General features: G+C 64.4%; 25 protein-coding genes. 23 read left to right on the top strand and 2 right to left on the bottom strand.

Annotation, left to right across the window (positions count from 1 at the left end; genetic code table 11):
- The first annotated feature begins 8 nt into the window (after positions 1 to 8).
- Positions 9 to 884, top strand: a complete 876-nt coding sequence (locus QRM60_RS02145) for a P63C domain-containing protein (RefSeq protein ID WP_285445496.1) — start codon at positions 9 to 11, stop codon at positions 882 to 884.
- A gap of 387 nt (positions 885 to 1,271) precedes the next feature.
- Here QRM60_RS02145 and QRM60_RS02140 read toward each other — a convergent pair whose 3' ends face one another.
- The gene (locus tag QRM60_RS02140; protein WP_285445495.1) at positions 1,272 to 1,655 is read right to left on the bottom strand and encodes a hypothetical protein; all 384 of its coding nucleotides are present in this window, start codon (positions 1,653 to 1,655) and stop codon (positions 1,272 to 1,274) included.
- 189 nt (positions 1,656 to 1,844) lie between these two features.
- Between QRM60_RS02140 and QRM60_RS02135 the strand changes: the two genes are divergently transcribed.
- Genes QRM60_RS02135 through QRM60_RS02110 form a run of 6 tightly spaced genes read left to right on the top strand, consistent with a single transcriptional unit; the run spans position 1,845 to position 3,728 of the window.
- The gene (locus tag QRM60_RS02135; RefSeq protein WP_285445494.1) at positions 1,845 to 2,336 is read left to right on the top strand and encodes a glycoside hydrolase family 104 protein; all 492 of its coding nucleotides are present in this window, start codon (positions 1,845 to 1,847) and stop codon (positions 2,334 to 2,336) included.
- Complete coding sequence (locus QRM60_RS02130; RefSeq protein WP_285445493.1) at positions 2,336 to 2,656, top strand: hypothetical protein; 321 nt, start codon at positions 2,336 to 2,338, stop codon at positions 2,654 to 2,656. The genes QRM60_RS02135 and QRM60_RS02130 overlap by 1 nt, the downstream gene beginning before the upstream one ends.
- On the top strand, positions 2,653 to 2,931 hold the full coding sequence (locus tag QRM60_RS02125; protein ID WP_285445492.1) for a hypothetical protein: 279 nt from the start codon (positions 2,653 to 2,655) through the stop codon (positions 2,929 to 2,931). Before QRM60_RS02130 ends, QRM60_RS02125 begins: the two co-directional genes overlap by 4 nt.
- Complete coding sequence (locus QRM60_RS02120) at positions 2,924 to 3,055, top strand: hypothetical protein (protein WP_285445491.1); 132 nt, start codon at positions 2,924 to 2,926, stop codon at positions 3,053 to 3,055. The genes QRM60_RS02125 and QRM60_RS02120 overlap by 8 nt, the downstream gene beginning before the upstream one ends.
- 2 nt (positions 3,056 to 3,057) lie before the next feature.
- Positions 3,058 to 3,258 (top strand): hypothetical protein, encoded by a 201-nt coding sequence (locus QRM60_RS02115; RefSeq protein WP_285445490.1) that lies wholly within the window; start codon positions 3,058 to 3,060, stop codon positions 3,256 to 3,258.
- Positions 3,255 to 3,728, top strand: a complete 474-nt coding sequence (locus QRM60_RS02110; protein WP_285445489.1) for a hypothetical protein — start codon at positions 3,255 to 3,257, stop codon at positions 3,726 to 3,728. Before QRM60_RS02115 ends, QRM60_RS02110 begins: the two co-directional genes overlap by 4 nt.
- A gap of 34 nt (positions 3,729 to 3,762) precedes the next feature.
- Here the strand turns inward: QRM60_RS02110 and QRM60_RS02105 are convergent, their stop codons facing one another.
- Positions 3,763 to 3,948 (bottom strand): hypothetical protein, encoded by a 186-nt coding sequence (locus QRM60_RS02105; RefSeq protein ID WP_285445488.1) that lies wholly within the window; start codon positions 3,946 to 3,948, stop codon positions 3,763 to 3,765.
- A gap of 164 nt (positions 3,949 to 4,112) precedes the next feature.
- Between QRM60_RS02105 and QRM60_RS02100 the strand changes: the two genes are divergently transcribed.
- The 16 genes from QRM60_RS02100 (at position 4,113) to QRM60_RS02025 (ending at position 18,464) form a co-directional block, all read left to right on the top strand.
- Complete coding sequence (locus QRM60_RS02100; RefSeq protein WP_285445487.1) at positions 4,113 to 4,598, top strand: terminase small subunit; 486 nt, start codon at positions 4,113 to 4,115, stop codon at positions 4,596 to 4,598.
- Positions 4,513 to 6,081, top strand: coding sequence for a phage terminase large subunit (gene terL, locus QRM60_RS02095; RefSeq protein ID WP_285445486.1), 1,569 nt, complete (start codon positions 4,513 to 4,515; stop codon positions 6,079 to 6,081). The genes QRM60_RS02100 and terL overlap by 86 nt, the downstream gene beginning before the upstream one ends.
- Complete coding sequence (locus QRM60_RS02090; protein ID WP_285445485.1) at positions 6,081 to 7,892, top strand: phage portal protein; 1,812 nt, start codon at positions 6,081 to 6,083, stop codon at positions 7,890 to 7,892. The genes terL and QRM60_RS02090 overlap by 1 nt, the downstream gene beginning before the upstream one ends.
- Before the next feature lie 3 nt (positions 7,893 to 7,895).
- A complete protein-coding gene (locus tag QRM60_RS02085) occupies positions 7,896 to 8,990 on the top strand; it encodes a DUF2213 domain-containing protein (RefSeq protein WP_285445484.1) in 1,095 nt (364 codons plus the stop codon).
- 3 nt (positions 8,991 to 8,993) lie between these two features.
- Positions 8,994 to 9,434 (top strand): hypothetical protein, encoded by a 441-nt coding sequence (locus tag QRM60_RS02080; protein WP_285445483.1) that lies wholly within the window; start codon positions 8,994 to 8,996, stop codon positions 9,432 to 9,434.
- 13 nt (positions 9,435 to 9,447) lie between these two features.
- Positions 9,448 to 10,395 carry a major capsid family protein gene (locus tag QRM60_RS02075; protein ID WP_285445482.1) on the top strand — a complete coding sequence of 316 codons (948 nt, stop codon included), beginning with the start codon at positions 9,448 to 9,450 and terminating at the stop codon, positions 10,393 to 10,395.
- A 47-nt stretch (positions 10,396 to 10,442) separates the two neighbouring features.
- Positions 10,443 to 10,973 (top strand): hypothetical protein, encoded by a 531-nt coding sequence (locus QRM60_RS02070; protein ID WP_285445481.1) that lies wholly within the window; start codon positions 10,443 to 10,445, stop codon positions 10,971 to 10,973.
- Positions 10,974 to 10,975: 2 nt separating this feature from the next.
- Positions 10,976 to 11,488, top strand: coding sequence for a DnaT-like ssDNA-binding protein (locus QRM60_RS02065; RefSeq protein WP_285445480.1), 513 nt, complete (start codon positions 10,976 to 10,978; stop codon positions 11,486 to 11,488).
- Positions 11,488 to 11,847, top strand: coding sequence for a hypothetical protein (locus QRM60_RS02060; RefSeq protein ID WP_285445479.1), 360 nt, complete (start codon positions 11,488 to 11,490; stop codon positions 11,845 to 11,847). The genes QRM60_RS02065 and QRM60_RS02060 overlap by 1 nt, the downstream gene beginning before the upstream one ends.
- 164 nt (positions 11,848 to 12,011) lie before the next feature.
- Positions 12,012 to 12,944 carry a phage minor head protein gene (locus QRM60_RS02055; RefSeq protein WP_285445478.1) on the top strand — a complete coding sequence of 311 codons (933 nt, stop codon included), beginning with the start codon at positions 12,012 to 12,014 and terminating at the stop codon, positions 12,942 to 12,944.
- Positions 12,925 to 13,350 carry a hypothetical protein gene (locus QRM60_RS02050; protein WP_285445477.1) on the top strand — a complete coding sequence of 142 codons (426 nt, stop codon included), beginning with the start codon at positions 12,925 to 12,927 and terminating at the stop codon, positions 13,348 to 13,350. The genes QRM60_RS02055 and QRM60_RS02050 overlap by 20 nt, the downstream gene beginning before the upstream one ends.
- Complete coding sequence (locus tag QRM60_RS02045; protein WP_285445476.1) at positions 13,347 to 13,745, top strand: phage tail terminator-like protein; 399 nt, start codon at positions 13,347 to 13,349, stop codon at positions 13,743 to 13,745. The genes QRM60_RS02050 and QRM60_RS02045 overlap by 4 nt, the downstream gene beginning before the upstream one ends.
- 74 nt (positions 13,746 to 13,819) lie before the next feature.
- Positions 13,820 to 14,287 (top strand): hypothetical protein, encoded by a 468-nt coding sequence (locus tag QRM60_RS02040; RefSeq protein WP_285445475.1) that lies wholly within the window; start codon positions 13,820 to 13,822, stop codon positions 14,285 to 14,287.
- 96 nt (positions 14,288 to 14,383) lie between these two features.
- The gene (locus QRM60_RS02035) at positions 14,384 to 14,776 is read left to right on the top strand and encodes a hypothetical protein (protein ID WP_285445474.1); all 393 of its coding nucleotides are present in this window, start codon (positions 14,384 to 14,386) and stop codon (positions 14,774 to 14,776) included.
- Positions 14,777 to 14,804: 28 nt separating this feature from the next.
- Entirely contained in the window at positions 14,805 to 15,119 is a 315-nt protein-coding gene (locus tag QRM60_RS02030) for a hypothetical protein (RefSeq protein ID WP_285445473.1), read from the top strand.
- 3 nt (positions 15,120 to 15,122) lie between these two features.
- The gene (locus QRM60_RS02025; protein ID WP_285445472.1) at positions 15,123 to 18,464 is read left to right on the top strand and encodes a phage tail length tape measure family protein; all 3,342 of its coding nucleotides are present in this window, start codon (positions 15,123 to 15,125) and stop codon (positions 18,462 to 18,464) included.
- Positions 18,465 to 18,518 lie beyond the last annotated feature (54 nt).

The raw sequence follows: 18,518 nt of genomic DNA, 5'->3' as shown, positions 1-18,518 counted from the left end.
GGAATGCAATGTCGAAAAAAATGCAGTTGAAAGCCACCCATAAAGGGACATTCAAAAATGATTTTGGAATCGACGTTGAATGTTACGTTCTTAACGATGATGCAAAAACTGCCGTTATAAGCCAGCGCGGGATGGGCGAAGCCATTGGGTTAGGCAAAGGCGGGAGCAGGCTTCCTACCTTCCTCCAAGGCAAGAAGATATCCCCGTACGTTGGGCATGAACTGGGGGAAAGAATCGCCAAGCCCCTTGTTTTCCAAGGGCTCGCGGTGGGCGCCAACGTGCCAGCACCTACCATCCATGGCTTCGACGTCACCGATCTCATCGACATTTGCAAGGCAATAATTGCGGCAGAAGGAGACGGCCGATTACTAAAGAGCCAAGCGGGCATCGCAAGACAGGCCCATGTCATCCTCAATGCATCTGCCAAAGCTGGTATCAAGGGCCTGGTCTATGCCTTGTCTGGGTACGATGCGACTCGCGAAGAGACTATCGCGGCTTTCAAGCTGTTTGTTCAGGCGGAGGCTCGAGAATACGAAAGCGAATTTCCGCCGCAGCTTTACGAGGAATGGTATCGCATTTACAAGCTGCCGAAGCCCGTCAGAAACCGTCCATGGAAATTCAAGCACCTCACGGTCAACCAAGTATATAAACCTCTCGCTAATAGCAGTGGCAGAATCCTCCAGCTTACGCAGGCTCAACGTGCTACCAGTGACCAGCGGCATAAGAAACTGCATCAGTTTCTTTCGGAGGTTGGTGTAAAAGCGCTCCGAACACAACTTGGCCAGCTTCTTGGCATTGCCAAGATCTCTAAGAGCGAACAGGAGTACGAAGAGCACATCGAAAATGTGTTCGGCAATCAGCCGGACCTATTCAAAAAAAAATGATGCCCTGACCAACCCCGCTTCGGCGGGGTTTCTTCTTTTGGGGCTGGCCTGTGCCATACCCATCGCCGATGGTTGACAGTGACGTCATAAAATGAGCTAATTCTGCAAGTGTCAAAAGTTCCCCCTGAAACCCGGCCCAGCGCCGGGTTTTCGCGTTTCTGGGGCCCCAATACCGACCGCTGCCAGCGTGCCAGGTCCTCGTCGAGAAGCGAGGCGCTGCGCGCCGGGATCGCGCACGGGCCGGCGACATGATGCCGCCCACCAATCCGCCGGCGGCGGTCGGTACCTATCGGAGAGCACTGCCGCGATCTGCCCAGCTGGGCGGGACCAGCGCGGCGCAGCGGACCTGCTGAAGGGACAGGACCACCGCGGCGGTGCTCGCCGTTTTTAACTAGAGCCACCGATCTGCTCTGAGATCGCCGCGACAATCGGGACTAGGAACTTCATATGGATTAGCCATGCGATCAGTACTGAGCCGGCTAACGTGCTGAAGAATAAGTATTTCTGCGTGGCGCGCTTTTTGGGTGCATCAGTAAGCCGCATCACAACCAACGTGATGCCGCTACTGACGTACACATAGAGTGCGAGGACGAATATGGCCATAGCCACGGTTGCGTGCGGTGAGCCGTACTTCTTTGCAATGAATTGAAACAGGCCGGCTATACCCGCTAGCTCCGCGCTTGTTTTTAAGTAGTTGATGACTCCGTTCACTGCGAGGTCACCGAAGGGACGAGCAAAGCGGTCTTTGAAGCGTTTTTCGTCATCTTCCATCGCTCTACCTCTCAAGTCTGCTGAAGGCACCTTATCGGCCGACAGTAGCTGTGGTTGAGCGCACAGCATTTTGCAGCGCCGCTCGTAGGTCGGTATCCCAGGTATGAGCCTCCATGGCTGGCGTCTGGGGCGCTGCATTTATTCCAAGCCTCGCCATTCGGCGGGGCTTCTTCGTTTATGGAGACAGCAATGGCGGTCATCACGCCCGAACAAGCTGGTGGCCGCAACGTCGTGGCCTTCTTGGACATGCTCGCCTGGTCGGAAGGCACGGACAACGGCCGGCAGCCCACAAAGGACCGCGGCTACGACGTACTGGTGGGAGGCGGCCTGTTCCAGGGATACGCTGATCACCCCCGCGTGCTGGTGCCGCTGCCGAAGCTACGCATCTCGTCTACCGCCGCCGGCCGGTACCAGCTGCTGCGCCGCTACTACGACGCCTACAGCAAGTCGCTGCGGCTGCCGGACTTCTCGCCGCTTAGCCAGGACAAGATCGCGCTGCAGCAGATCCGTGAGCGCGGCGCGCTGCCGCTGATCCAGGCCGGCAAGGTTCGTGAGGCCATCGCGCGGGTGTCCAACATCTGGGCCAGCCTGCCAGGTGCCGGCTACGGGCAGCACGAGCACAAGCTGGACAACCTGCTTGCTGCCTATGCCCGCGCTGGCGGCAAGCTGGTGCAAGGCTGATGGCTGCCAAGAGCAAGCCCGTCATCCCGGCGATCAATCAGCTGCAGGGCGTTCTGTCGGTACTGGACAACCGCACGAAGCGGCCGACCGCCGAGCTGCTTGGCACGATCCGCGAGATGGTGGGTGACGCCATCGCTGTGCTGCAGGAGCCGGACCCACTGCGCAAGCGCATCGGCTTCGTCCTGCTGGCTGTGCAGCAATCCACCCACGTGAGCGTGCGGGACATCAACGGCAAGCGCATCACACGGGTGACCGTGGTCGATCAGCCGCTCTATCACTGGGCGCTTGAGGAGATCCATAGCCTGGCGGGTGTCAGATGATCCTTCGAAAAGTCATCAAGGGCGTCGGCCTTGAGCCGGTCCAGGACCTGCACAACTGGCACAAGTGGTGGTCGGCCAAGTTGGACGCTGCGGCGCTGATGGTTGGCTCGGTGGCGGTGGCATACGCCCAGCTGCCCGATGACTGGCGCGCGGCCTTGCCGCCATGGTCACTGACGGCGCTCGCCGGCATCGGCCTGGTGATCAAGTCGGCGTCGCTGATCCTGCGCGGTGCCAAACAGCCCGCCTTGGACCCCAAGCGCTCCGACGATGGCTGATCACTGGGACCGCGGCCTGCCGCCGCCAAACGATCCGCCGGGCTGGTTCATCACCGCGCTGTGCGGGCTGCTGCTGGCCGTGCTGGCCTGGCTGTGGATCTCCTACACCAACGCAAGGATCTGACCATGCGCATCATCAAGCAGGGCCGTCACCCGTCGGTCGGCGACACGCACGAGAGTACCTGCCGCACCTGTGGCACCGAGTTCGAGTGGAATACCAACGAGGCCATTCGCCAGCCCGACCAGCGCGAGGGCGACTATTTCAAGATCGCCTGTCCGCTGTGCGGTGCGGGGGTGACCAAGGCGGTATCGGAGAGAGCGCCGTGAACCGCACGGCGATCGCCATCATCGCCGCGCTTGTGTGGTCGGGCGCCATGTTCGGTGCCGGCTGGGCCTGGCGCGGCGACCGGGCCGAGGTGGCCACCAGCGAACAGAAGGCCGGCGCCGCCATCGGCGCCCTGGCCGGTGAGCAGGCCGCCCGGGCCGCAGAACACCAGCAGGCTGCAGCCACCCAGGGTGCCGCCGACTCCGCGACAACCCGAGAGGACAAGATCGATGCTGACTACGACACACGTATTGCGGCTGCTGTTGCTGGCCGTGACTCCGAGCTTGGCCGGGTTCGGCGGCTGTGGGCAGGTTGTGAAACCGACCGTCTGTCCGGTGGTGCCGCCGCTGCCGCAGAAGCTGCTGAACAAGACCGACTACGCGGGGCAAGTGCGGCGCGAGTTGTACGAGTCTGCGAGCTCGCCCAGTCCGAGCGCGACGAAGCCATTGACCGATACCAAGCAGTCCAATAGTCAGTCGCAGCGACGTGACCCCGGCGGCTGACGATCAGCGATCGGCGCGCTTCAACTCTTCCCTGATGAACGGGATCGTTCCCTTGTTGGGGTCCACCGCCTTCTGGCAGGCCATGAATTTGGCGTTGGCCTGCTCGATGGCTTCGAGTGAAGAGTAGTCGGCGGTGTAGACGTCCTCGATGCAGTTGACCTCTTGCTTTGCATGCTTGCCTGTCTTCAACAAGTAACTGTAGTAGCTGGTTGGGGCGCCAACTAAACCGAGGACTAGGAACACAAGGCGGTATTTCAGAGGTATGTCCATAACCGCGTTTATCGGCACGGCCTCCCATTTCTTGAATCCTCCCTATGAGCCCAGTACGAACCCACAACCGGTGTGAGGCCTCTATGCGCCCCACGAGCACGCCGCGTGTCAAAGCTGATCTTTCACCCAGGCAGCAGCGATTTGTCGCTGAGTACCTGAAAGACCAGAACGCCACACAGGCCGCTATTCGAACCGGCTACAGCGAGAAGACCGCGAAGCAGCAGGGCTCGCGCCTGTTGACCAATGCTGACGTAGCTGCAGCCGTGCGCGCTGGGCAGAAGAAGGTGGCCAAGAAGGCAGAAGTCACCGTCGACAGCCTGATGTTGGAGCTGGAGCAAGCCCGCAAGCTCGCCCTGAGGGAGAAGCAGGCAAGCGCAGCTGTCACCGCCACGATGGGGAAGGGGAAGCTCTCCGGACTGCTCGTAGAGCGCCACCGCCATTCCGGTGCCATCGGCACCTACGACCTGAGCAAACTGTCAGACGATGAGCTCGATCGCCTTGAATCGATCCTCGGTCCGCTTGCCGTCGCTGGCGGAGATCCGAGCGGAGAGGGCGAGGCGGGAGGCTGAGCGGGAGCGGCTACGGATTGCTGAGGACGTTGAGGGCATCCGGGCGCGGTCGCAGTCGCTGGAGGGATTCATCCGCGAGCACTGGCAGGTGCTGGAGCCAAAGCGGCCGCTGAAGATCGGCTGGGCACTGCGCGCGATGTGCCAGCACCTGGAGGCCGTCACCGAAGGGCGCATCCAGTTCCTGCTGATCACCGTGCCGCCCGGCATGATGAAGTCGCTGGTGCTGGTGTTCTGGACTGCGTGGGAATGGGGCCCGTGCGGCCGCGCCGACCTGCAGACGCTGGCCACCTCCTACAGCCAGCCGAACGTCCTGCGCGACAACCTGAAGCTGCGGCGCCTCGTAGAGAGCGACCAGTACCAGGCGGCGTGGCCACTGAAGCTGCGGGGCGACCAGAACGCCAAGGGCAAGTTCGAGAACACCGGCAACGGCTTCAGCGAGGCCCGACCCTTCAGCTCAATGACGGGCGGGCGCGGCGACCGGGTCAAGGTCGACGATCCGCACTCGACCGAGACAGCCGAGAGCGACGCCGAGCGCAAGACCGCTGTCCGCATCTTCCGAGAGGGCATCACTGACCGCCTCAACGACATCACGTCGTCGGCCATGGTCATCATCATGCAGCGCCTGCACCAGCAGGACATTGCAGCGGTGGCGATGGAGCTGGACCTGGGTTTCGTCCACCTCAACCTCCCGATGGAGTTCGAGGAAGAGCGCACTGACAAGGACGGGAAGAAGACCGGCGGCCCGTGCCGCACCTACGTCGACGGGAAGCTGTTCTTCGAGGATCCGCGCACGCAGGAAGGCGAGCTGCTCTTCCCGGAGCGCTTCCCGCGCGCCGAGATCGAACGGCTGAAGCGCGCCAAGGGCACCTACGCGTACGCCGGCCAGTACCAGCAGCGGCCAACACCGCGCGATGGTGGCTCGTTCAAGCGCGAATGGTTCGAGGTCGTGGAAACGGCGCCGGCGATATCGACCGCCCGCAAGGTTCGGCGCTGGGACTTCGCCGCGACGGATCCGAAGGAGAAGACCAGCAGCGATCCTGACTACACGGTCGGTTTGCTGCTGGGCGAGACAGGCGGCATCTACTACGTGCTCGACGTGGTGCGCGACCAGGTGTCGCCCGCCGGCGTGGAGCGGATGCTGACCAACACCGCGCGCCAGGACGGCAGGACGATCAAAGTGCGGATCCCGCAGGATCCGGGCGCGGCTGGCAAGTCCAATGCCGCGCACCAGATCAAGCTGCTGGCCGGCTGGGACATCAAGGCCGCGATCGAGTCCGGATCGAAGGAAGTCCGCGCAACACCGGTGGAGGCGCAGGCCGAGGCCGGGAACATCAAGCTGGTGAATGGCCCCTGGGTGGTCGCCTTCCTCGACGAGATCGCCGAGTTCCCCAACGCCAAACACGACGACCAGGTCGATGCGCTCTCTGGCGCATTCGCTGAGCTGGTCACCGGCAGTACCTACAACCTTGGAAACGCACTCTGATGGGCAAGCTCGCACAACTCAAAGACGGGCTGGTCAATCTTGTGGCCAACCTGGGCACCTGGCGCGACAAGGCGGTGCACAGCCACTACGCGCTCGCGCCGCTGAGTGATTTGGACGCCAGCAACGCCTACCGCGGCACGTGGCTCGCTCGCAAGATCATCGACATCCCTGCGCTTGACGGCTGCCGCAGCTGGCGGACGTGGAATGCTGGTCAGACTCAGATCAGCGCCCTCGAAGAGGAGGAGAAGCGCCTTGGCCTGCAGGTGAAGCTGCTGGAGGCGCACACCAAGGCGCGGCTCTTCGGTGGCGCTGCGATCTACATCGGTACCGGCGACTCGGATGTCAGCAAGCCGCTGGACCCGACGCGCGTGAGGAAGGAGGGCGTCAAGCACCTCAACGTGCTGACCAAGCGCATCCTGACCGCAGGCGAGCTGGATCGCGACGTTGAGTCGCCCAGTTTCGGCCGGCCTGCGTTCTACACGCTCACCTCAGCCCGAGCCGGCCAGGTCGAGATTCATCCCTCGCGGCTGGTCATCTTGCACGGTGCCCATCGGCCGGATCCGGATATCGATCACGGTGACGGCTGGGGCGACTCGGTCCTGATGGCGATCAGCGACGCGGTAAAGCAGGCGGACGGCACGAGCGCCAACATCGCCAGCCTGGTATTCGAGGCGAAGGTCGATGTGCTGAACATCCCGAACCTGATGTCGCAGTTGGCAGACCCCGCGTATGAGGCGCAACTGCTTCAGCGCCTGCAGCTCGCGGCGATGGCCAAGGGCATCAACGGCATGCTGGTGCTGGATGGGGAGGAGAAGTACACGCAGAAGTCGGCGTCCTTCAGCGGATTGGTCGACGTGATGCTGGCCTTCCTGCAGCAGGTGTCGGGCGCAGCTGACATCCCCATGACTCGCCTGATGAGCCAGGCGCCTGCCGGCTTGAATGCCACGGGCGACAACGACATCCGCAATTACTACGACCGCATCAAGTCAGGCCAGGAGCTCATCTACACGCCGGCCATGTCGGTGCTAGATGAGTGCCTGATCTACTCGGCGCTCGGTAGCCGACCAAAGGACGTGTTCTACAGCTGGCGCAGCCTGTGGCAGACCAGCGACACCGAGCGCGCCACCAACGGCAAGACCACGGCCGACACGATCAAGACCCTCGCCGACACCAAGCTCATTCCCGACGAGGTGCTGGCCGAAGTGGCGGTGAACATGCTGACCGAGGCGGGCGTAGCGCCTGGCTTGGAATCGGCGATGGACGCCTTCACCAAGGCGAATCCGGACTGGCAGGAAGACCAGGACGAGGACGAACGCGCGGCGGCCGCGCTGGCAGCCACGCAGGGCAACCAGGGCGACCCGCTGACCGACGCCGAGCCGCGATCACTGTATGTGCGCCGGGACGTGCTCAACGCTGCGGAGATCGAAGCCTGGGCACGGGAGCAGGGCATCACCGACATCGCCGACGACCTGCACGTGACGGTGGCCTATTCGCGCCAGCGCTTCGACTGGATCAAGGCGGGTAACGCGAGTGAGTGGAGCGGCGACGACAAGGGCGAGCTGGTCATCCCGCGCGGTGGCCCGCGTGCTATCGAGCCGCTGGGAGGCATGTCGGCGGTGATCCTGTTCGCGTCCACGCAACTCGCTTGGCGGCATGAGGAGATCGTCCGCGCCGGCGCTTCGCACGACTTCCCGGAGTACACCCCGCACATCAGCCTGACCAAGGCGCCCATCGACCTATCGAAGGTTGAGCCATACCGGGGCCGCATCGTGCTGGGCCCGGAAATCTTCGAAGAGCTCCGCGAGGACTGAACCATGTTTCTGACAGATCGAGTCTCGGTGTCGGCGCCACGCCGCACCGCGGACGGCTACCTCGTGGCCGATGCAAAGGTTGCGCGCATCGGCATCCAGGAATACATGGGCTCTGAGGTGGGCAAGCCGGACATGCCCATCGTGCGGCTGTACCGGCCACCCGAGGAGGTCTTCTCCGACGCCACGCTGCGCAGCTTCGCGCACCGGCCCATGACCAACGACCACCCACCGGTGATGGTCGACGCGAGCAACTGGAAGCAGTACGCAGTCGGCCAGACCGGCGACGAGGTGCGGCACGACGACAAGTTCGTGCGCGTGCCGCTGGTGCTCATGGACAAGGCGGCCATCGCCGACTGGGAGGCCGGCAAGGTCGAGCTGTCGCAGGGCTACACCGCAGAGATCGTCTTCGAGGATGGCGTGACGCCCGAAGGCGAGCCGTACGACGCCGTGCAACGAAACATCCGCAACAACCATCTCGCGCTAGTCGACCGGGCGCGCGGTGGTGAACACCTTCGTATCGGCGACGACAACCCACTGAGGAAAATCACAATGCCTGACATCAAGACCCGGACCGTCCTGGTCGATGGGCTGTCCGTCGAAACCACCGACGCCGGCGCCCAGGCCATCGACAAGCTGCTGCGCCAGCTCTCCGACTCCAATGCAGTTGCCGCGCGCCAGGCGACCGACCACACCGCAGCGCTGGCGCTGAAGGATGCGGAGATCGCCAAGCGCGACGCAGCCATCGACGACCTGAAGGGCAAGGTGCTGGATGCCGCTGCGCTGGATGCCCGCGTGCAGGCGCGTGGCGACCTGCTGGCCACGGCCAAGGCGATCCACGACGCCGACTATCGCGGCAAGAGCGATGCGGACGTTCGCAAGGCCGCCGTCATCGGCAAGCTCGGCGACGCAGCCATCGCTGGCAAGGGCGACGCCTACATCGAGGCTCGCTTCGACATCCTCGCCGATGGCGTCAAGCCGTTCGATCCGGTCGCACGCGCACTGAGCGATGGCGCCGCACACCGCACCGTCGTGCAGGACAACGGCTACGGCGCGTCCGTCGCCGACCTCGATTACCGCACCAAGAACAAGGGGGCCTAAGCCATGGCACTGCAAACCAACTACCCGGACACCCAGCCCGCAGCCTCGCTCGGCATGCAGGCCACGATGATCCCGGCCACCGTCATCTCCCGCACCGTCGAGGACGTCGCCGGTCTCGCGTTCGGCCGGGCAGTGGCACAGGGCGCGGCGGAGAAGGGCATCGTCGCGTTCGGCGGCGCCAACCTGAAGTTCGTCGGCATCACGCTGCTGGATCGCTCGGCCACGGGCCTGGATCTGTTCCCGCAGCGCGCATCGGCACGCGTCATCACCAAGGGCGACATCTGGGTGACGGCTTCCGTCGCCATCGCTGCTGGTGACCTGGTGTATCTCACCGCCGCCGGCGCCTTCACCAACGTCGCCACCAACAACACCGCCATCACCGGCGCCCGCTGGGACACCAGCACCACCGCGGCAGCCCAGTTGGCCGTCGTCCGTCTCGGCTAAGGAGCCCAGCCACATGCGTGCACATCCACTTTTTGACGCCCAGGTTGTCATGGGCTTCGTGGTCTCGCAGACCACTATCATCGAGCCCGGCGTCTACCGGACCGTCTATCCGGACATCCAGTACCGCGACCTGATCCCGGTCGATACGTCCGGCAGCGAGTTCGCAACGTCGGTCACCTACTACTCGCAGGACCAGTACGGCAAGGCCGACTGGATCAACGGTAACGCCGACGACGTCCCGAAGGCCGGCACCAATCGCTCGCAGTTCCAGACCGGCGTGCACACCGCTGGTATCGGCTACGGCTACGGCTGGGAAGAAGTCGGCCGCGCCCAGTTGCTCGGCATCAACCTGCCCAACGAGGACGCCGCGGCCGCACGCCGCGCCTCCGAGGAGATGGTCGATCGCGTGTCGCTGCTCGGCGATGCAAGCAAGGGTTTCACCGGGCTGTTCAACGCTGCCGGCGTGACCCCGGTTGCAGCGCCCACCGGTGCATGGGGCACGTTGCAGGCGCCCGGTACCGCCACGTCCGACGAGATCGTCGGCGACATGAACGCGGCGCTGATCAACGTCTTCAATGGCACCAACACCACTTCCATCGCTGACCGTCTGCTGCTGCCGTGGTCGAAGTACATGCTCATCTCCACCAAGAAGATGAGCGAGTACAGCGACCTCACCGTGCTGCAGTACTTCCTGGCCAACAACGTCTACACGGCCACCACTCGCCAGCCGCTGGACGTGCGCGGCCTGCGCGGCCTGGATAACGCCGGTGTCGGCAACGTGGCGCGCATGGTCGCGTACCGCTACGACGCCAACGTGCTGAAGCTGCACATGCCGATGCCGCACCGCTTCCTGCCGGTGTACCAGAGCGGCCCGATGCGCTGGGACGTGCCGGGCGTGATGCGCCTGGGCGGCCTGGACGTGCGCCTTCCCAAGCAGGTCGTCTACGTCGACGGCATCTGATCCACAACGGCCCCGTGCGTCACCGGCGGGGCCAACCGGAGCATGCAATGAAGATCAGCAACAACCACAAGTCCCCGCTCGCGCTGCCGGATGGCACCGAGATCATCCCCGGCTCGCCGGCCACCGTGCCGAACTGGGCGACCCTCAAGAAGAACGCCGTCGTTCAGGCGTGGCTCGCCGCCAACATCCTCAGCGAGTCGGAGGACGACACCGCGCCGTTCCTGCTCGGCACGTTCAACCTGCCCGACAGCATTCTGCTGATCGAAGGCGGTGACAGCGTCACGCGCGACGACGTCGTGCAGCACGCATTCAAGGCCTCGGCCCTGTCGCTGGAAGGCTGGAACTCGCTGGACGAGGTGGACCGCGAGGGACGCATCAGTGCGTCGCTCGACGCGCTGAAGGCCGAAGCCGCTGCAGCCGCCCAGGCGGTGATCGATGCGAAGGTCGCCGATGACCAGAAGAAGGTCGGTCTGATCGCCAAGCTGGAGGCCGGCGGCATCAAGCACGACAAGCGCTGGGGCGTGGACAAGCTGCAGGCCGCGCTGGACGACGCCGAGAAGTCGAAGACCGGGAGCTGAGCATGTACGGCACGCTGGAAGGAGCAGACGACTACCACCTGGCCCGCGGCAACGCGGCCTGGGCCGCAGGCAGCGAGGAAGCCCGAACGGCGTCCCTGGTGCGCGGTACCGACTACATCGACGGCCGGTACCGGGTGCTGCTGCTTTCGGGACGGTGGCAGTCGATGTTCCCCGGCGTGCGTACGGACGGGCGGGGCCAGCCGAACGAATGGCCCCGCACTGGCGCTGTCGATTACGACGGCAACCCGATCGCCGCCGACGTGGTGCCGATCGAGGTGGAGCACGCGGCGTATGAAGCAGCACTGCGCGAGTTGATGGAACCCGGCAGCCTGTCGCCGGACTACGTCGCAAGCGCGCAGGTCACGCGGGAGAAGGTCGGACCGATCGAGGTCTCATACGGCACCAGCACCAGTGCGGGAAACACGCCGAACCGTCCAATCATTCCGGGCATCGACGAGATCCTGGCGCCGCTGCTGCGTCGTCCGGCGATGTTCCCGGCAGTGAGGGTGGTCTGATGGTTGCCGCGATCTACGGGCGACTGGAAGCGACCGCTCGCAGGCTGATCGGTGCCTATGGCTACCTCACACAGCTGGAGCGTGACGGCGCCGTCACCGGGCCGCCGCACAACCCCCAGCAGGCGCCGCCAACTCGGCACGACTGCAAGGTGGTGGAAACCGAGTACAGCCTGACCAACCGCGACGCCACGCTGGTGCTGCAGGGGGACAAGCTGGGGCTCATCTCCACCGATGTCGCCATTGAGCCGACGAAGGACGACCGGATCCTGCTCGGTGGCGTGCTGTATCGCTTCATTGACCTGCAGCCGCTGTCACCGGGCGGGCAGATCCTTCTCTTCGAATTCCACGCGAGACGCTGATGGCCGCAACGACTTCCCGCCAACTCGAACAGCTGGCGGCGAAGCTGGAGCCGGCGATCGCGCGCGCATTCCTCAAGGCGGTTGCAGAGATCACCAACCAGGCCGGCGTGCAGCTCATCGCAGACCTGCTGCAGGCCGGGCGCATCGACGATGTGCTCACGGCCATGGGCATGGACGAGCCGCGCTTCGCTGATCTCGGCGAGGCGCTGCGCAATGCCTACGCTGCAGGCGGGCAGCAGGGCGTGTCGGAAATGCCGAGGATGCGACTCAGCCTGGATCCGATCATCACCGGCAACTACAAGCCACGGCAGGACGTGCGTTCGCCCGCGCTGCGCCCGAGCTTCGACCTGCGCAACCCCACCGCCGAGGCCTGGCTGCGCGACAAATCCAGCAACCTCATCACCGGCATCGTCAACGACCAGCGCACGCTGATCCGCAACGTGCTGGAGAGCGGCATGGTCGCTGGCCGCAATCCGCGTCAGAGCGCGCTGGACATCGTGGGGCGCGTAGGAGACACGGGCCGGCGCACCGGCGGCGTGCTGGGCCTGACATCGCAGCAGGGCCAGTTCGTGCAGAGCATGCGTGGGGAGCTGGCCAGCGGTGACCCAAAGGAGATGGCGAAGTACTTCGGCCGTAAGCGCCGCGACAAGCGCCTCGACGGCATCGTCAAGCGCGCCATCGCCGCCGGAAAGCCGGTTTCGCAGACGGACATCGATAAGATCGTCGGCCGCTACGCCGACAGGCTGCTGCAGCTGCGCGGCGAAATGATTGCGCGCACCGAGTCGATCACCAGCATGAATGCTGGACGCGAAGAGGCGTACCGGCAGCAGGTCGCAGCGGGCGCGCTGGCGCCGGAGAACGTCACCGGGACCTGGTCGGACAGCGGCGACCAGCGCACGCGGCACACGCACAAGGCAATGAACGGGCAGAAGCGGGCATTCGGCGAACCATTCGAGTCACCGAGCGGCGCACGGCTGAACTACCCGGGCGACACCAGCCTGGGCGCTGGCCCGGAGGAGATCGTCGGCTGCCGTTGCACGAAGCAGTACCGGATCGACATGACGGCGGAGGTGTTGCGTGGCAAGCAAGCTCGGTGACCAGGTCAGGGCATTCGCCGAGAAGGCGAAGCAGCGCCAGGAGGCGATCTTTCGCGAGTCGGCGCAGGCAGTGATGGATCAGGCCAACACGCCGGAGGGTCGAGGCGGGAAGATGCCGGTTGACACTGGATTCCTGCGTAACTCTGCCGCGGCATCGAAGGATGGCCCGGCGTCGTCGGATAGCGGCGACCCCGCGTTGGTCTTCGCAGCACTGCAGCTGGGCGAGTCGGTGTGGGCTGGATGGACCGCAGCCTATGCGATGCGCATGGAACATGGCTTCAGCGGCAACGACAGCTTGGGCAGGCAGTACGAGCAAGCCGGCAAGGGATTCATGCGTACAGCCGCGCAGAACTGGGACTTCATCGTCAACGAGGTCACCGCGAAGGTGAAGGCACGCATTCCATGAGCGATACCGCGATCTATGACGCCTTCGCCGGCCTGGTTGGCGCCTTTGCCGCGAGCATCGGCCTGCCGTGTTCCTATCCCGGCATCAGCTTCACCCCGCCCACCAGTGGATCCTGGCTTGAGCTGCAGTGGTTCCCCAACCAGACGCAGAATTACGGCATCGAGGACGACGGGCCGTCGCTGATGCAGGGCTTCGGCCAGCTGGCGGCCTGCTATCGGCCGGGCGCCGGCATCATGGTCGGCACGCAGCTCACCGACCAGATCATCGCGGCATTCGGCAAGGGCACGACCTTCGCCGGAATGCGCGTGTACCGCGTGCCCTGGACCTCAACCATCATTCAAGACCCGGAGCGGCACATGCATCCGGTGACCATCATGTGGCGCGGCTTCGTGTAGCAGCCATCCAAAGCAGTTCCCCAACCCCGCCCCGTGGCGGGTTTTTTTATGCCCAAAGCGAGGAGATATCAGCAATGGCTGAGGCACAAACCAACAGTGGTTCCAAGCTCTACATCTGCGCCACGCCGAAGAACGAGGATCTGACCCAGACCCAGTTCGCGGCGTTGACGTTCGTCCAGGTCAAGAAGGTCGGCAGCGTCGGCGAGCGCGGCCTGACCACCAACATCGTCACCTACGACACGTGGGACACCGCCGTCGCATTGAAGGGCAAGGGCATCTCGAATGCCGGCGACCCCGAAGTCGAGGTGGCGCGCGTGCTGGACGATCCGGGCCAGATCGCCATGCGCGCTGCTGGCCAGCCGACCGTCACCGACGCGTATGCCTTCAAGGTCGAGCGCCCGTCCGGCGAAATTGAATACCTGCGCGGCCTGGTCACCGGCCCCCGCACGCCCGGCGGCCGTAACGAGGACTTCATACTGCACGTCTATTCGCTCGCTCTGAATCAGGTGCCGATCGAAGTGCCGGCACCCGTCACCCCGTAACCGAACAGCGGGGGATAGGGGGGCCGCCTGACAAGCCGGATCTGATCCGGCCGGCTTCCCCCGCTTCCTCTCCGGATCGATCGCAAAGGATCACCCATGACCGAATTGACCACCATCGTTGCCGCTGAGCGCGTCATTGATATCAAGCATCCCGCCACCGAGGCCCCTGTGGGCCTGCGCATCACCCTGCTCCCCGATACCCACCCGAAGGTGCGCGAGGCCAGCCGCAAGGCGCTGGATGACCGCCTGACGGGCAAGGGCAAGCTGACCGCCGCGAAGATGGAGCAGGGCCGCACCGACATGCTCGTCGCGTCTGTGGGCGGCTGGGAGTGGAAGGGCGATCTCACCTTTCACGGCAGCAAGCCGGATCTGACCGACGAAGTGCTGCGCAAGGTGCTGAAGGAGCTGCCGTGGATCGCCGATCAGCTCGAGGTGGAGCTGGGCAACCGCGCGGAGTTTTTTCGCAGCACTGAAGGCGAGGATCTCTGACGCCACGTATCTGACCGTTCGGTACGACATGCCGGACGCGAAGGGCGAGACGCGGCGCCAGCGCAACGCCCGCTTTGAGCAGCCGACGCCTGACGTCGACATGCCGGAAGAAGCGGTCCACGTGTGGGACTGGTTCTGGTTGATCTCCGGCCGGCGTCGATCCGGCCCGGAGGCGCTGTCCTACGCGGAACTGGATGCGTGGCAGCGACTGCTGCGGCGCGATGTGCTCCCCGAAGAGATGGAGATGCTCATCGCGATGGACGACGCCTATCTGCGTGCCGTGCGCGAAGAACAAGCAGCGGCGCGCGAGCGACCGCCCGAACCTGGCAACACCTGGAGCTGATTGATGGATATCGCCGAGCTTGGCTACAAGGTCGATTCGACTGGCCTGGTCGAAAGCACCAGGGCGCTGGACCAGAACGCAGCCGCAGCCGACAAGGCCAGCGGGTCGGCAGATCGGCTGGAGCGCTACTTCCAGTCGATGTCGCGCTCGATCGACCGTTCTGCCGTGGTGCTGGGCGACCGTCTGGGCGGCGCCCTGGATCGCATTGGCCTCGGCACGGGCACCGTGATCACCGAGCTGCAGGGGTTGAACCGTGCGCAGGCGGAAATCGTCTCGGCGCTGGCGGCCATGGAAGGCAGGCTCTCCGGCGCAACATCGGGATTGAAGGCCTACGGCGCGGCCGGCAAGAGTGCTGCTACCGATGCAAGCGCGTCTGCTGCAGCGTCTGAGAAGCTGGAACAGCAGCTGGCGCAGCAGGAGGCGCGCTACCGCAGCGTCGCGCAGCAGGCGATGGCCTACGCCGAAGCCGGCCGTACGGCGAACCTGTCGGATCGCGCCCTGGCGGAGGCCGCGCGCAATGCTGCGGCGGGAATTGATGTGCAGGCGCGGGCGATGGCCGGCGCAGGCTCTGAGCAGGACCGCATGATCGCGCGTGCACGTGCGCTGCAGGAGGCAGAGGCGCGCACCGCAAACCAGGCGCGCGAGGCAGCGGCAGCAGCGCAGGCGCAGGAAATCAACCTGAAGCGCCTGCTTGCACAGATCGATCCCACCGTTGCCGGTTTGAACCGGCTGGCTGAGATGGAGGAGCGGCTGGAGCGTGCCGGCGACTTGGGGCTGATCAAGCCGCAGGTGATGCAGCAGTACCAGGCGCAGATCGAGGCAAGCCGGCAGGCGCTGCTGAAGTCCAAGAACACCACCGAGCAATACGGCATGACCGCGCGCCAGACGGCCGCGGCGATGCGCATGATCCCGGCTCAGATGACGGACATTGTCACCAGCGTGGTTGCCGGCCAGCCGATCTGGATGGTGGCGATCCAGCAGGGCGGACAGTTGAAGGACCAGCTTGGTGGCATCGGCCCGGCCGCCAAGGCCGTGTCGTCCTACGTGCTGGGCATGGTCAATCCGATGACTGTGTCGGCTGCCGCTGCACTGGCGTTGGCGGTGGCACTGAAGCAGGGCCAGGACGAGCTGTTCGACTTCCAGAAGAACCTGATCCTCACCGGCCGCAATGCGGACATCAGCGGCTCCCAGTTCCGAGGATTGGTGTCGGATCTCGACAAGCTCACCGGGGTGACGCGCGGCGGCGCAGTTGATGCCCTCAATTCGGTTGCCGCCTCCGGCCAGTTCGCCGGTAAGCAGTTCCTGATGGTCGCCGAGGCCGCTGCACGGATGGAGGCGTCCACCGGCCAGGCCACAAACAAGACGGTCGAGGCATTCCAGCGAATCGCACGTGATCCGGTGGATGCGCTGGTGGAGCTCAACAAGCAGGAGGGCTTCCTCAACACCGCACAACTGCAGCGGATCATCACGCTGCAGGAAGAGGGGCGGCAGCAGGAGGCCGTGGCCGAAGCGCTGCAGCTGTACTACGAGCGATCCATCAACGTTGCAAACCAGACCGAGGCTGTCATGCCGGGGATGGCGCAGGGATGGCGCACCGTCAAGGACGAGATTAGCGGCGCGTGGGGTGCACTGGTCAACTTCAGTGGAGCGCTCACGGATGTGGGCCGGAACAGCGGCCTCCAAGATTCCTGGATCGCAAAGCTAGCGAGCGCGGGGCCGCGTGCCGGCTTCGCCCTGCTGGCCGGTCTGAAGGATGAGATGGGGAGGCTATCTGCGCAGGCCCGAAACCCGTACGGGCTGCCAGCGCCGATCAACGAAGAGAGTCCGAACAACCGTAAGGCGGTCGAGGACTACAACAAGGTGTTGCACGACAACCAAGCAGCCGAGAAGGCAGCTTCCGAAGCACTCAACGCACGAATGGCCGGCCTTGATCGGGCGACCGCAAAGCAAGCTGCCCTCAATAAGATCATCGAGATCTACAACAAACTTCCGGACAGCGACGCGCGCCACTTCGATGGATCCATGCAGCGCCTCATCGCCCAATCCAATGCGCAGGTCGACAAGCAGTTCAACCAGCGCGAGGGCATCGGCAAGGCCAACACGGACGACAACGCAGCGCAGAGCTTCATCGCCAGCGTGCAGCGGCAGATCACCGCCAACCAGCAGCTGGCCGAGAGTGGCGACAAGGTATCCGCCAGCGATCGGCTGGTGATCCAAGCCCGGCAGCTGCTGGCCGACAAGACCAACACGATGACGGCGGCGAGCAAGCAGCTGCTGCAGGCGATGATCCCGCAACTCCAGGCAAGCGATGCGCAGGCAGAGAAGGCAAAGCAGACCCAGCGCGACCTGGTGGCACAGGCGGCACTGACCGAACGCCTCGCCCAGTTGGAGAAGCAACGGCAGGAGCAGTCCGACGTCGACTTGATGGGCATTGGCCGCGGCGCCGATGCAACGCAGATGCTCCAGCGCCAGTTGGACATCCAACGCGAGTACTTGCGCGAGCGGGAGAAGCTGGAGAAGGAGCAGCGCGGGCAGAACCCGCTCAGCCAGGGTGAATACCAGAACGAGATCGTAATGCTCGAGGCGAGCAGGGAGCGCTCGCTGGAAATCGAGCGGAGCTACCAGCAGCAGCGCATGCAGTTGCTCGGCGACTGGCGCACCGGCTTTACCCGTGTTTGGGAGGACTACGCCTTTGCCGCGCAGAACGCATCGGAGCAAGCAGGCTCGTTCCTGTCCAACAGCTTGAGTGCTGGTGAAGACGCTTTCGTGCGGTTGGCCCAGACCGGGAAGCTGTCCTTCAGTAGCTTGATCGATTCGATGATCGCCGACTTGGCGCGCTACGCGTTCAAGCAGCAGGCGGTCGGCCTGATCGGTGCATTTATGGGTGGTGGAGTTGGGGCCGCCGGATCTGCTGCTGTTACTGGCGGCACGCAGTCGATCACCAGCAGCCTGGGCGATTCGCTGGTCAGTGGCTTCAGCTATGGCGGCGGTCGCGCTAACGGTGGCCCGGTCGCTCCTGGCTCGCTGTACGAGGTGGGCGAAGGCGGCGATCCGGAGCTGTTCCACCAGGGAGGGCGCAGCTACCTGATTCCCGGCAACCGCGGGCAGGTCGTTCCGGCCGCGCCGATGGCTTCGGGAAGCGGCAGCCCCGCGAGCTCGGAAACCAAGATTGAAATCAACAACTACGGAGGTGCTCAAGTGCAGTCGCGAGAGCAACGGACAACGATGCCGGACGGCAGGGAAATGCGAAAAATCGTCGTCGACATCATTGCTGATGACATGGCCAGCGGTGGGCGGACGGCGGGCGCGACGAAGAGCCGATTCGATGTGAGGGAGCGACGCTGATGGCTACTCTCCCAGCTGCTGTGCGTCTGCTTGCAGGGGATCTCGGCGAGGAGC

The organism is Xanthomonas sp. fls2-241-TYG-148 (genome assembly GCF_030208815.1).
Classification (GTDB): Bacteria; Pseudomonadota; Gammaproteobacteria; order Xanthomonadales; family Xanthomonadaceae; genus Xanthomonas; species Xanthomonas campestris.
This window is presented reverse-complemented; position numbering and strand designations above follow the sequence as displayed.